This window comes from Rhizobium sp. CC1099 (assembly GCF_029714385.1).
In the GTDB taxonomy this organism is placed as follows: Bacteria; Pseudomonadota; Alphaproteobacteria; order Rhizobiales; family Rhizobiaceae; genus Rhizobium.
On sequence record NZ_CP121641.1, the window covers coordinates 917,853 to 930,905 of the forward strand.

Genomic DNA, 13,053 nt, shown 5'->3' on the forward strand with positions numbered 1-13,053 from the left:
CATGGGGATGGGGCAGGGAACGCTGCTCAAGGCGAAAAATCCCAAACCCGATCGAAACTTTGAATTGGAGGTCACTATGAACATCAAGAGCCTTCTTCTCGGCTCCGCTGCTGCTCTCGCAGTAGTTTCCGGTGCTCAGGCCGCTGACGCTATCGTCGCTGCTGAGCCGGAACCGGTTGAATACGTTCGCGTCTGCGACGCTTACGGCACCGGCTACTTCTACATCCCGGGCACGGAAACCTGCCTGAAGATCGAAGGTTACATCCGCTTCCAGACCGACTTCACGTTCGGCGACCTCGCTGATAACGGCGGCGGCGAAGACTGGTCGGCCCGTACCCGCGGTCAGGTTGCCTTCACGGCGAAAAGCGACACTGAATACGGTCCGCTCACCGGCGTTATCGTCTATCAGGCAAACTTCCGCCCGAACGGTGTTGCCAACAGCCAGGCTGATCAGAACGACACGGTTATCGACGAAGCCTACATCGACATCGCCGGCTTCCGCGTTGGTAAGTTCGTCAACTGGTGGGATGCTGACTTCTCCGGTGAAACCGAAGTTATCAACAACAACACCAACTTCAACGCGATCCGCTACCAGTACGACTCTGGCGACTTCTACGCCGGTATTGCTGTTGAAGAGTTGACCCGTACCGGTCTGGGTCTCGACAACGGTGGCAACAACGTCGGTATCGACGCTGCTGTCGGCGGCAAGTTCGGCGCCCTCAGCTGGGAACTTCTCGCCGGCTACGACCTCGACCGCGCCGATGGTGCTGTCCGTGGCATCATCTACGCAGACATCGGCCCGGGCACCTTCGGTCTCGCCGGCGTCTGGGCGAGCGGCCCGAGCGACTACTATGACAACGGCGAATGGGCTATTGCTGCTCAGTATGCTGTCAAGGCAACTGACAAGTTCACCATCACCCCGGCTGTTCAGTACACCAACAACATCGACATCGACCCGGTGGATGACGATTTCGACGGTGGCAGCGAATGGCGCGCTGGCGTTACGCTCGACTACGAAATCGTCGAGAACCTGACGACGAAGGTGACCGTTAACTACATCAGCCAGGACCACGACAATGGTGTTTCTGACGAAGACGGCGTAACGGGCTTCTTCCGCCTGCAGCGTTCGTTCTAATCTAATCTGATCTGACTTCGGTCAAATCGGGAAGCCCGGCTTTCGAGCCGGGCTTTTGCTTTGCGGGTGTCTGCTTCCGACGGCCCCGAGACGGAAGCCTTTAGAGGTCGCGGAGAAAGCGACGGATTTCCTCCGCCACATCATCGAGATGCAGCAGCGGCGCATGTCCCTGACATCTTGCTGTGAACTGCCGTGCCGCCGGATGCCGCCGCAGCATCTCTTCGACCGTTGCCTTTGACAGCAGTTTTGAAGTCTCGCCGCGGATAACCAGCAGCGGTATCGCCGCCATTGCGTCGAACGGCTTCCAAAGATCCGGCAGCGGCTTGCTGAAATCGGCAGCGATCACTGCTTCGGCGATGGCCGGATCGATATCCGTGACCAAACCATCATCGGTTTCGCGATAAATTGCGTGGGCCATGCCGCGCCAATCGAAGGCGGAAAGAGCGGGAAATTCGGCCTCGTGCAGGTCGCGAAGCAATCCGGCCGCATCGTCCCAGTCACGGGGCTTTCGCGGATTTGCGAGATAACCTTGAATATGCCGAAGCCCTTTTAGTTCGAGCACCGGGCCGACATCGTTGAGCACCACGGATGCCAGCAGTTCCGGCTTCATCTCGGCGATCAGATGCAGGATCAGCCCGCCACGTGACGTTCCGATGAAGACGGCTTGGGTGATGCCGAAGGCGGCGCAGGCGGTCAGAACGTCGTTTGCTTCCACGCCGAGATTGTAATTCTGCTTGTTATCGTCCCACGCCGAGCGGCCGCGTCCCCGATAGTCGAGCGCGATCACGCGTCTGGGACGCTCCGGGTCCTTCGAGAGGATCAGCGCAAGCTGATGAAAATCGCGGGAATTGCGTGTCAGGCCGGGAAGGCAGATTACCGGCGGAGAGACGAATGCCGACGGATTCCCGGCTCCATAGTCGCGGGCGTAGAGCTTGAGCCCGTCGACTGACAGGTATGTCTTCTCCTCGAAGCCTTCGGTGGTGTTTGAAAACATTGCGATTTCCCAGTTGCGCTCAGGAAATCTAGCCTGCTTCAGCGTCAAAGCAAATCGATCAGGATGAAGACCGCCCGCCGATCAGGTCGCGCTCGATATCCGGCGTCTGCCCGAGCCGCGCCTTATAGACCTCGTAATTCTCCATCACGCGCTGGACATAGTTGCGCGTTTCCGGAAAGGGGATGCGCTCAATCCAGTCGACGATTTCATTGATGGATTTGCCGCGCGGGTCGCCGTAGCGGCTGATCCATTCGGGCACGCGCTTCGGCCCGGCATTATAAGCGATAAAGGTCAAGATGTAGGAGCCGCCGAAGGCGTCGATCTGTTCGCCGAGATAATGCGCGCCGAGCGTGGCGTTGTAGCCGGCGTCCGCCGTCAGCTTGTCGGCTGAATAGGTGATGTTGTGGCGCTTGGCGACTGCCTTGGCGGTCCCGGGCAAAAGTTGCAGAAGGCCACGGGCGTTTGCGGGCGAGACGGCGGCGGGGTTGAAAGCGCTTTCCTGCCTTGCGATGGCATAGGCGAGCGCCTTGCCCGAGCCGGAGATATTCGCGTTCGAGGGAATGACGCCGACAGGGAAGGCCAGCGCCGCGACATCGATCCCGCGCGCATAGGCGATCTTGCCGACCTGCAGCGACAGGTGATGGTTGCCGGAGCCTTCCGCCTGCGCCGCCAGGATGGCAAGTTCGCCGGCACTTTGAAGCTGCTCGGCGAGCGCCAGGTAAAGGCTTGCCGCACGCCAGCCATGGCCTGCGGCCTCAAGGCGCGAAATCGCCTGAACGGCTTCGCGGGATTGGAGGCGCTGCCGGTCTTCCCTTGTGGGCGACGGATAGGAGACGTTGAGCGTCTTGCGCCCCAGCCGCTCAGCTGCGAGCTGACCGTAGAAAGTGCTCGGGAAGTTTGCTGCTTTTGCGTAGAATTCGCTGGATTTGCCCGCCCCGCCGGCTTCTGCGGCACGGCCCAGCCAATACCAGGCCCGCGAAACGGAAATCGGACCGTTCGAAACCTGAAGAATCTTGCGGAAATGCGTCTCGGCCGTCGCCGGATCCTGCAGTCCGCGCAACGCATACCAGCCGGCGTGGAATTCGGCTTCGACAATATCTGCCGGGTTCGTCGCGACGTGGTTGGCGACGACGCGGTAGGCGGCCTTGAACTGGCCCTGGTCGACAAGGCCGCGGCTGACGATGCGCTGCTCGTTCCACCATTCGCCGGAATTCACCAGTTCATCGCGCGCCGAAGGCATTTGCGCCAGAAGCTTGGCGGCTTCGGCATATTTGTCCTGCTTGCGCAGATATTCGATGCGGGCAAACAGATAGCCTGGGTCATTCGACCATTTGCCATCGACGGCATAAAGGAGCGCGCCGGCATTGGCCGCCTTGCTCGCGACCGCCGACCATGCGTTGTAGAGGGACTGCGCCTGGCCCATGTCGCCGAAGCGCTTGGCCTGCGCCGTCCGGCCGCGATACATCAGATATTCCATGCGCGCCTTGTGGTCGGCGGCGCCGAGCAGTGCTGAGAACTCCGCCAGGATCTTGTCTTCGGTGTCCTTGTCGAGTGCTTCGCTGCGCCAGACCTTGCGGATATGTTTCGCGGCCTGCGTTTGTCTGCCGGCAGAGACCAGCGCTCGCGAGAGGATCATCGCGCCTGGGGTCGTTTCCGGCGCGGTGTCGCCGAAAGCCGCAAGGATTGCAGCCGGGTCCGGATTTTCGTCGTAGAGTGCGCGCTCGGAATAAGCGCGCAGCTTGGTAAGTCCCGGCCAGCCTTTGAGTTCCTGTGCCGCGCCTGCGATTTCATAGGAAGGCACGCCCTTGATGCCGGAAACGGCGATCGACCATGTCAGGATATGCCGGTCGAGCGTGCCCTTGGCCATGCCGTTGCGGATCGAGATCGCCTGCTGCGCATTCTTGCTGGAAAGCGCATCTAATCCGGCCTTCAGGTTTCCGCTCATGGGCGCGACGGTCGTGCTGCGCGGGATGGCGCCGGTCATGATCGATTCAGGTGCCGAGGTTTGCGGCACGAAGCCGATCGGCCTTACCTCGGGTACCGGAGCGCCCGTGTCAGGCAGCGGCGAGGCGGCGCTGCTCCACGCGGCGGCCGCAAGGCCGAGGGTGGAGAGGATCAACACAGCTTTTTTCATCCGGGATACTCGTCAGGAAAATATGCCTCGAGTTTCGCAACAGGCCTCTTAATGAAACCTTACCGAAACCGGTAAAATTCGTTCACATTTGATGTCGGAATTTGCCCTAAACCGATCCATGCGCGCTTGTCGCGGCGATTTCGCCGCTTTATGGTGCGCAACCTATATTCAAGGAATGCGGCTGAAGCGTGGATATCGGCCGTGAGGAGTTGCGCATGTTTAAGGGATCCATTCCCGCCCTCGTCACCCCCTTCACTGATGCCGGACTGGTGGATGAAGCCTCCTTCGCTTCCCATGTCGATTGGCAAATCAGGGAAGGCAGCAGTGGTCTTGTTCCGGTCGGCACGACCGGCGAGTCTCCGACGCTGTCGCATGGCGAGCACAAACGGGTCGTGGAAATCTGCATCGAAGCGGCGGCCAGGCGCGTACCGGTCATGGCGGGCGCCGGCTCGAACAATACGCGCGAGGCGATCGAGCTTGCCCAGCATGCCGAAAAGGCGGGCGCCGATGCCGTGCTCGTCGTCACGCCTTATTACAACAAGCCGACCCAGAAGGGCCTGATCGCGCACTTCTCGGCCATCGCCGAGGCCGTCAGGCTGCCGATCTATATCTACAACATCCCCGGCCGCTCGGTGGTCGACATGACGCCGGAAACGATGGGCGCGCTTGCCAAGGCGCATTCGAACATCGTCGGCGTCAAGGATGCCACCGGCAAGATCGAGCGCGTTTCCGAACAGCGCATTACTTGCGGCAAGGATTTCCGCCAACTCTCGGGCGAGGATGCGACGGCACTCGGCTTCAACGCCCATGGCGGTGTTGGCTGCATATCGGTAACGGCGAATGTCGCGCCGCGTCTCTGTGCAGAATTCCAGGCGGCAACGCTTGCCGGCGATTACAATAAGGCGCTCGAATATCAGGACCGCCTGATGCCGCTGCACAAGGCGATCTTCCTGGAGCCGGGCCTCTGCGGCGCGAAATACGGCCTCTCTAGGCTCGAACGCATGAGCCGCAACGTACGCTCGCCGCTGATCTCCACGCTGGAGCCGGCGACAGAAGCGGCAATCGATGCCGCGATGCGTCACGCCCGTCTGCTGAACTGAGCGAAGCTGGAAGGCGGGTTGCGTCCGTCTTCACAAGTTTCGGCTGCTCCCCTACATAAGGGCAGGAAATGAGGGCGCGCGGTTTTGCGCGTCCGCAAGGATTGGATTGAGTGATGGCCCCCAAAGGCAGCCAGCGTATCGTGAAGAAGGTCGTAGCCGAAAACCGCAAGGCCCGCTTCAACTACGAAATCATCGATACATATGAAGCCGGGCTCGTTCTGATGGGCACCGAAGTCAAGTCCTTGCGCGAAGGCAAGGCCAATATCGCTGAATCCTATGCTTCGGATGAAGGCGGCGAGATCTGGCTGATCAATTCCTACCTGCCGGAATATCTGCAGGCCAACCGCTTCAACCACGAGCCGCGCCGCCGCCGCAAGCTGCTGCTTTCGAGCCGCGAGATCAACAGATTGCGTGCCGGCATCAACCGCGAAGGCATGACGCTGATCCCGTTGAAAATCTATTTCAATGACCGCGGCCGGGCGAAGATGGAACTGGCGCTCGCCAAGGGCAAGAAGCTGCACGACAAGCGCGAATCCGAGAAGGAGCGCGATTGGAACAGGCAGAAGAGCCGCCTGCTGAAGGACAATGGCTAAGCGATGCGAAGGCTGAAGATTTCGGTGGCGTCGCAAGTCTTCGTGGCGAAGCTGGAGGTCGAAAAGGCGCCGAAAACCTGCGCGGCGTTCACGTCGCTGCTGCCCTTTCGAAATCAGACTATCCATTCGCGATGGAGCGGGGAGGCGATCTGGGTGCCGCTCGGCGATTATCAGTTCGGCGTGGATTTCGAAAATCACACCTGCCATCCGTCGCGTGGCGATATCCTGCTTTATCCGGGCGGGCACAGCGAGACAGAGCTGCTCTTTGCCTATGGCAGCTCGTCATTTGCGAGCAAGATGGGCGCTCTTGCCGGCAATCATTTCCTGACGATCGTCGAAGGCTGCGAACAACTCGATGACATGGGCAAACTGGTGCTCTGGAAAGGCGCCCAGCCGATCCTGTTTGAGGCTTTGGATTGAGAATTACTCCTCGAAGTCGCTCGCCGGGGCGATCTCGACAGGCTTCTGCGGGCGTTCGGACGGGTCGCGGCCGATCTCGCTTTTCAGCGACAGCAGATCGATGAAGTGATCCGCTTGGCGGCGCAGGTCGTCGGCGATCATGGGCGGCTGCGTCGCCATCGTGGAGATGATCGACACCTTGCGGCCCTTGCGCTGAAGGGCTTCCACAAGGGTGGTAAAATCGCCGTCGCCGGAAAAGATGACAAGGTGGTCGACGGTTTCGGATTGCTCCATGGCGTCGATCGCCAGTTCGATATCCATGTTGCCCTTGATCTTCCGGCGGCCCATGGAGTCGGTGAATTCCTTGGCAGGCTTGGTGACGACCTTGTATCCGTTGTAATCGAGCCAGTCGATCAGCGGGCGGATGGAGGAATATTCCTGATCCTCGATCAGCGCGGTGTAATAGTAGGCGCGCAGCAGGTAACCGCGTTTCTGGAACGCTTTCAACAGCTTGCGATAATCGATATCAAAGCCGAGGCTCTTGGATGCAGCGTAGAGGTTGGCGCCGTCTATGAAGAGTGCAATTTTTTCGCGTGGGTCGAACATCGCTTGCCAATCCAATTAGAGTAATCCAAATCTTCTTCGGTCAAAATTCCATAAAAACAATGGCTTAGTTAACGAAGAAAGAATAATTCTTAATTTATGAATTATTCATATAAAGGAGATTTAGGGCACGATTCGGCATATTCCAAGCAACTAACGGTGGAATTGTCACATTCACTCGAAAATTTTAGCAGGACGACCCATAAACGGCGGGGCGGTGCATGAAAAACTTGAATTCGTCGGCTTTTAATTGTATCGGGCGTTCTAATCCCGAAATCACGACCGTAAAGGACAGGCAATGGCCCGCGTCACAGTTGAAGATTGCATCGACAAAGTTGAGAACCGCTTCGAGCTGGTTCTGCTTGCCAGCCACCGCGCCCGGCTGATTTCCCAGGGTGCCTCGATCACCATCGATCGCGACAACGACAAGAACCCCGTCGTGGCGCTGCGCGAAATCGCCGATGAAACGCTGTCTCCCGACGATCTGAAGGAAGACCTCATCCACTCGCTGCAGAAGCACGTCGAAGTCGACGAGCCCGAGCCCGATCCGGCAAGCCTCATTGCCGCTGGTGGCGTTGCGGCTGCGGAAGGCGAGGAGCAGGACGATCAGCCCGAGACGATCACTTTCGATCAGATGTCGGAAGAAGAGCTTCTGGCCGGCATCGAGGGTCTTGTGCCTCCGGAAAAGAGCGACGACTACTGATACGTCGCGAGACGATTACCAATCGTCAATCTTGCGCCTTTATTGCTAAGGCATATTATGACCAGTGCGTGCGCCAATCGGTGATTGGCGCGCTTTTGTTTTTATTGGAGTAGTTCCGGGATGATGCGGCAGTACGAGCTCGTGGAGCGGGTGCAGAAATACAAGCCCGACGCCAATGAAGCTCTGCTGAACAAGGCCTATGTCTATGCCATGCAGAAGCATGGACAGCAGAAGCGCGCCAGTGGTGATCCTTATATCTCCCATCCGCTCGAAGTCGCCGCGATTCTGACGGACATGCATCTCGACGAGTCGACCATTGCCGTCGCTCTGCTGCATGATACGATCGAGGATACGACGGCGACACGCGCCGAAATCGACGAGCTCTTCGGCGAAGATATCGGCCGGCTGGTCGAAGGCTTGACGAAGATCAAGAAGCTCGATCTCGTCACCAAAAAGGCCAAGCAGGCGGAGAACCTGCGCAAGCTGCTGCTTGCGATCTCCGACGATGTCCGCGTGCTGCTCGTCAAGCTGGCCGACCGCCTGCACAATATGCGAACGCTCGATCATATGTCGGCTGACAAGCGTGCCCGTATCTCCGAGGAGACGATGGAGATCTATGCGCCGCTTGCGGGTCGCATGGGTATGCAGGACATGCGCGATGAGCTGGAGGAGCTTTCCTTCCGCCATATCAACCCGGAGGCTTACGAAACCGTCACGAAGCGTCTGCAGGAACTCTCGCAGCGCAACGAGGGCCTGGTCAAGAAGATCGAAACGGAACTGCGCGATCTGCTGGTGGCCAACGGCTTGACGACGGCTAAGGTCAAGGGGCGCCAGAAGAAGCCGTACTCGGTTTTCCGCAAGATGCAATCGAAGTCGCTTTCCTTCGAGCAGCTTTCGGATGTCTATGGCTTCCGCATCCTCGTCGAGGACGTTCCAGCCTGCTATCGCGCGCTCGGCATCGTTCATATGCGCTGGCGCGTCGTGCCTGGCCGCTTCAAGGATTACATCTCAACGCCAAAGCAGAACGACTACCGTTCGCTGCACACGACGATCGTCGGCCCCTCCAGCCAGCGCATCGAACTGCAGATCCGCACCAAGCGCATGCATGAGATCGCCGAATACGGCATCGCCGCGCACGCCCTTTACAAGGACGGCGCGACCAATACCGAGGGCGATATTCTCTCGCGCGAGTCCAATGCCTATTCATGGCTCCGCCACACGATCGAGGCGCTGGCCGAAGGCGATAGCCCCGAGGAATTCCTCGAACACACCAAGCTTGAGCTATTCCAGGACCAGGTCTTCTGCTTCACGCCGAAGGGCAAACTGATCGCCTTGCCGCGCGGCGCAACGCCGATCGACTTTGCTTATGCCGTTCACACCAATATCGGCGACACGACGGTTGGCGCCAAGATCAACGGCCGCATCATGCCGCTGGTGACAAGACTTGCGAATGGCGACGAGGTCGAGATCATCCGCTCCGGCGTGCAGGTGCCGCCAGCTGCGTGGGAGGAGATCGTCGTGACCGGCAAGGCGCGTGCCGCAATCCGCCGTGCCACGCGCCTGGCCATTCGCAAGCAATATGCCGGCCTCGGCCATCGCATTCTGGAGCGCACCTTCGAGCGGGCGGGGAAGATATTTTCCCGGGACGCGATGAAGCCGGCGCTGCACCGCCTCGGCCAGAAGGATGTCGAGGACGCGATCGCCGCCGTCGGCCGGGGCGAGATGTCGTCGCTCGATGTCCTGCGCGCTGTCTATCCTGACCATCAGGATGAGCGTGTCACCGTCAAGCCGAGCGGCGACGACGGCTGGTTCAATGTCCGCAGCGCCTCTGGCATGATCTTCAAGGTTCCAGACAAGGCCAAGACGGAGGCGGAGACGGATGCCGATATGGGCCCGATCCGCGGCATTTCCGGCAATATCGCCGTGCAGTTCGCACCCGCAGGCGCCGTGCCCGGCGATCGCATCGTAGGCATCATGGAGAAGGGGAAGGGCATCACCATCTACCCGATCCAGTCGTCGGCGCTGCAACGTTTCGATGATCAGCCCGATCGCTGGATCGATGTGCGGTGGGACCTGGACGAGGCCAACAAGTCGCGCTTCATGGCGCGCGTGCTCATCAACGCACTGAACGAGCCGGGCACGCTGGCCAAGGTGGCGCAATCCGTTGCAGGCCTTGACGTGAATATCCGTTCCTTAAACACGGTGCGCGTCGCCGCCGACTTCACCGAAATGGCGGTCGATGTCGAAGTATGGGATCTCCGCCAGCTCAACCAGCTGCTCGCGCAACTGAAGGATCTGGATTGCATTGCGACGGTGCGGCGCCTCTACGACTGAGGCGTCTGCACATTTTATAATCGCTTTGTTGGAGAATTCGCGTACCGAGAAGGCAAGGCATGCACGTCTTGCATGGCTGTGCCTATATTAGAGCGTTGGTAATTGTGCGCTGCAGCACCTATCTTCCGGTCATCAGAGAATGAACGAAAGAAAGAGCCAACGCTATGTTTACTCCGATCAAGAAAATCGCCCGCGCTCTTCGCGTTCCAAGCGTACAAGAACGTGAAATGGCATACCTCAACGGTTCGTATGACCGTATTGATCTTGAATACCGTCAGCGTCAGGTTGACCGGGGCCTGTTCCGTAGCCGTTGATTGCGGGTCTAGACTTCCAAGGATGCAAAAGGGCGCCATGCATGACGCGCGCCCTTCGGTGAAGAGCTTCGGCGGCGGCTGAGGCGAGCCCCGAGACTTTTGACTGCTCTTGTCATGGCGACCTGCGCTGCCCTAAATAGCCGCCATGCTGTTTCGCCGTAGAAAACCTGCAGGATTTCGTGAAAGGACGCGAGAGTTGTTCTGGCCCCGCAAGGGCTTTCTGCGTCCGCTGCGCTATCTGAAGATGCGCATCCTGCGCCTGACGGCTTCGCCGCACGCCGTGGCAATGGGCGTTGCAGCCGGCGTCTTCGTATCCTGGACGCCGTTCATCGGCGTGCATTTCATCATGGCCTTCGTGCTTGCCTATTTCCTCTCCGGAAACATGGTTGCGGCCGCGCTCGGCACGGCGGCCTTCGGCAATCCCCTCACATATCCCTTCATCTGGGCGGCGACCTGGGAAATCGGTCATCTGCTGCTCATGCGCGAAAATGCGATGGCCGGGCAGTCCGTCGATCTGATGGAGCTTTTTCACAAGCTCCGTTTCACCGAGCTCTGGAAGCCGGTGCTCGAGCCCATGCTGATCGGCGCCATTCCTCCGGCCGCCATCAGCTCCGTTGTGCTTTATATTCTGACGTTCTACACCGTGAAGGGTTTTCAGGTCCGCCGCCGCGAGAGGCTGATGGAGCGGGCGCGCCTTCACCTTGCCCATCCCACGCAGGATATTCCGACTGTATGATTTCGTTTCGACAGAGAGGCATCGCATGATCATCGGCATTGGCAGTGATCTCATCGACATCCGCCGTGTCGAAAAGTCGCTTGAGCGCTTCGGCGAGCGCTTCACCCACCGTTGCTTCACCGAGATCGAGCGGGCGCGCTCCGACCGCCGCGCCAACCGCGCCGAATCCTATGCGAAGCGTTTTGCCGCCAAGGAAGCCTGTTCGAAGGCGCTCGGCACGGGCATGGCGCAGGGCGTTTTCTGGAAGGATCTGGGTGTCGTCAATCTGCCGAGCGGCAAGCCGACGATGCAGCTGACGGGCGGCGCCGCTGTCGTGCTTCAGTCCATGCTGCCTGCCGGACACAGGGCGATGGTGCATTTGACGATAACCGATGATTATCCGCTTGCTCAGGCATTCGTGATCATCGAAGCCCTGCCGGAAAGCGCGTGAGGAGCGGCGTGTGGTCGCTTTTAATGTTCGCGGCATTGCCGCCACCCGCCGAAGCCGCTAGAGAGAAGCAAACAGAGAATGCGCCGCTGCGGCGCCTTTAAGGAACAAGACTGCGTGTCCGAAAAAGCCGATACTAAGCCGAACGCCCTTTGGGAAAATATTAAAGTCATTATTCAGGCATTGTTGCTGGCGATGGTGATCCGGACGGTCTTCTTCCAGCCGTTCACGATACCATCCGGATCGATGATGCCGACCCTGCTCGTCGGCGACTACATCTTCGTCAACAAATTCGCTTACGGCTATTCGAAATACTCGCTGCCTTTTTCGCCGAACCTTTTCAGCGGCCGCATCTTCGGCTCCGAGCCGAATCGCGGCGATATCGTCGTCTTCCGCTTCCCCCCGAACCCGGACATCGACTACATCAAGCGCGTCGTCGGCCTGCCGGGCGACCATATCCAGGTGACGGATGGCGTGCTCCATATCAATGGCAAGCCGGTTCCGAAGGTGGCCGACGGCGCCTTTACCTCGGACTACAAGCTCGATCCGGGCGAAGACGTGCCGGTGTTCCGCGAAACGCTCGACGATGGCAAGACCTACGACACGCTGGACCAGTCGCCCGTTTCGCGCGGCGACAACACCCAGGATTTCGTCGTGCCGGAAGGCCATTACTTCATGATGGGCGACAACCGCGACAATTCTCTCGACAGCCGTTTCGACGTCGGCTTCGTTCCGGCGGAAAACCTCGTCGGCCGCGCCAGCGTCATCTTCTTCTCGCTCGGCAACGACACGTCGTTCCGCGAAATCTGGAAATGGCCGGCCAACATGCGGTGGGACCGCCTCTTCAAGGTTGTTGAATGAGCAAAGTGCAGACGCTTTCGGCGGCGGACCGGACGAGGCTTGAAGCCTTGATCGGCCACGAGTTCGCCGGGAAGGAGCGCCTGGACCGGGCTTTGACGCATGCGAGCGCCCGCACGCAGAAGGGCGCCAATTACGAACGTCTGGAGTTCCTGGGCGACCGTGTGCTGGGCCTGTGCATCGCCGAACTGCTTTTTCGCACTTTCGGGACTGCCGGGGAGGGCGAGCTGTCGGTGCGCCTGAACCAGCTGGTCAGCGCCGAGACCTGCGCGGAAGTGGCCGACGAACTGGGTCTACACCTTTTTGTCCGCACAGGCTCCGACGTCAAGAAGCTCACCGGCAAGCGCATGATGAACGTGCGCGCCGATGTAGTCGAAAGCCTGATCGCGGCACTCTATCTCGATGGCGGTCTTGAGGTCGCCCGCCGCTTCATCCTGAAATACTGGGAAAAGCGGGCGACCCGCGCCGACGGCGCAAAGCGGGACGCCAAGACCGAACTGCAGGAATGGGCGCACGCGAAATTCGGCGTCACGCCGCAATATCGGGTTGAAGAACGCACCGGGCCGGATCATGATCCGCGCTTCACGGTGACGGTGGAAGTGGTCGGCGTGAAGCCGGAAACGGGAGTCGAGCGCTCGAAGCGTGCGGCCGAACAGGTCGCCGCAGCAAAGATGCTGGAACGCGAAGGCATTTGGCTGAAAGCCTCTGCCGGAAATTGACGGG

The 13,053-nt window shown here is 59.6% G+C and carries 14 protein-coding genes; 11 read left to right on the plus strand and 3 right to left on the minus strand.

Annotation, left to right across the window (positions count from 1 at the left end):
- Positions 1 to 76: 76 nt before the first annotated feature.
- A complete protein-coding gene (locus QA644_RS04565) occupies positions 77 to 1,135 on the plus strand; it encodes a porin (RefSeq protein WP_283071274.1) in 1,059 nt (352 codons plus the stop codon).
- Between the two features lie 100 nt (positions 1,136 to 1,235).
- Here QA644_RS04565 and QA644_RS04570 read toward each other — a convergent pair whose 3' ends face one another.
- Both QA644_RS04570 and QA644_RS04575 read right to left on the minus strand, forming a co-directional pair.
- Positions 1,236 to 2,129 carry an alpha/beta hydrolase gene (locus QA644_RS04570; protein ID WP_283071276.1) on the minus strand — a complete coding sequence of 298 codons (894 nt, stop codon included), beginning with the start codon at positions 2,127 to 2,129 and terminating at the stop codon, positions 1,236 to 1,238.
- A gap of 58 nt (positions 2,130 to 2,187) precedes the next feature.
- Entirely contained in the window at positions 2,188 to 4,263 is a 2,076-nt protein-coding gene (locus tag QA644_RS04575; RefSeq protein ID WP_283071278.1) for a transglycosylase SLT domain-containing protein, read from the minus strand.
- A 215-nt stretch (positions 4,264 to 4,478) separates the two neighbouring features.
- Here QA644_RS04575 and dapA point away from each other — a divergent pair, with 215 nt between their 5' ends.
- The 3 genes from dapA (at position 4,479) to QA644_RS04590 (ending at position 6,376) form a co-directional block, all read left to right on the plus strand.
- The gene (gene dapA, locus QA644_RS04580; protein ID WP_283071280.1) at positions 4,479 to 5,363 is read left to right on the plus strand and encodes a 4-hydroxy-tetrahydrodipicolinate synthase; all 885 of its coding nucleotides are present in this window, start codon (positions 4,479 to 4,481) and stop codon (positions 5,361 to 5,363) included.
- 113 nt (positions 5,364 to 5,476) lie between these two features.
- The gene (gene smpB / locus QA644_RS04585) at positions 5,477 to 5,956 is read left to right on the plus strand and encodes an SsrA-binding protein SmpB (RefSeq protein ID WP_022714633.1); all 480 of its coding nucleotides are present in this window, start codon (positions 5,477 to 5,479) and stop codon (positions 5,954 to 5,956) included.
- A 3-nt stretch (positions 5,957 to 5,959) separates the two neighbouring features.
- Entirely contained in the window at positions 5,960 to 6,376 is a 417-nt protein-coding gene (locus tag QA644_RS04590) for a DUF3830 family protein (RefSeq protein ID WP_133939409.1), read from the plus strand.
- 3 nt (positions 6,377 to 6,379) lie between these two features.
- On the opposite strand, the gene QA644_RS04595 is transcribed toward QA644_RS04590, so the two are convergent.
- The gene (locus QA644_RS04595) at positions 6,380 to 6,961 is read right to left on the minus strand and encodes an NYN domain-containing protein (RefSeq protein ID WP_022714635.1); all 582 of its coding nucleotides are present in this window, start codon (positions 6,959 to 6,961) and stop codon (positions 6,380 to 6,382) included.
- 295 nt (positions 6,962 to 7,256) lie between these two features.
- Here QA644_RS04595 and rpoZ point away from each other — a divergent pair, with 295 nt between their 5' ends.
- The 7 genes from rpoZ (at position 7,257) to rnc (ending at position 13,049) form a co-directional block, all read left to right on the plus strand.
- Entirely contained in the window at positions 7,257 to 7,661 is a 405-nt protein-coding gene (gene rpoZ / locus QA644_RS04600; RefSeq protein WP_022714636.1) for a DNA-directed RNA polymerase subunit omega, read from the plus strand.
- A gap of 120 nt (positions 7,662 to 7,781) precedes the next feature.
- Positions 7,782 to 9,995 carry a bifunctional (p)ppGpp synthetase/guanosine-3',5'-bis(diphosphate) 3'-pyrophosphohydrolase gene (locus tag QA644_RS04605; RefSeq protein WP_074067149.1) on the plus strand — a complete coding sequence of 738 codons (2,214 nt, stop codon included), beginning with the start codon at positions 7,782 to 7,784 and terminating at the stop codon, positions 9,993 to 9,995.
- A gap of 164 nt (positions 9,996 to 10,159) precedes the next feature.
- Positions 10,160 to 10,309: a DUF3563 family protein gene (locus QA644_RS04610; protein ID WP_074067150.1), complete on the plus strand. Its 150-nt coding sequence runs from the start codon at positions 10,160 to 10,162 to the stop codon at positions 10,307 to 10,309.
- 145 nt (positions 10,310 to 10,454) lie between these two features.
- Positions 10,455 to 11,045, plus strand: coding sequence for a DUF2062 domain-containing protein (locus QA644_RS04615; protein WP_283071286.1), 591 nt, complete (start codon positions 10,455 to 10,457; stop codon positions 11,043 to 11,045).
- Between the two features lie 25 nt (positions 11,046 to 11,070).
- Positions 11,071 to 11,475, plus strand: coding sequence for a holo-ACP synthase (gene acpS / locus QA644_RS04620; RefSeq protein ID WP_022714639.1), 405 nt, complete (start codon positions 11,071 to 11,073; stop codon positions 11,473 to 11,475).
- Positions 11,476 to 11,589: 114 nt separating this feature from the next.
- On the plus strand, positions 11,590 to 12,333 hold the full coding sequence (gene lepB, locus QA644_RS04625; RefSeq protein ID WP_039846693.1) for a signal peptidase I: 744 nt from the start codon (positions 11,590 to 11,592) through the stop codon (positions 12,331 to 12,333).
- A complete protein-coding gene (gene rnc / locus QA644_RS04630) occupies positions 12,330 to 13,049 on the plus strand; it encodes a ribonuclease III (protein WP_074067152.1) in 720 nt (239 codons plus the stop codon). The genes lepB and rnc overlap by 4 nt, the downstream gene beginning before the upstream one ends.
- The last annotated feature ends 4 nt before the right edge of the window (positions 13,050 to 13,053 follow it).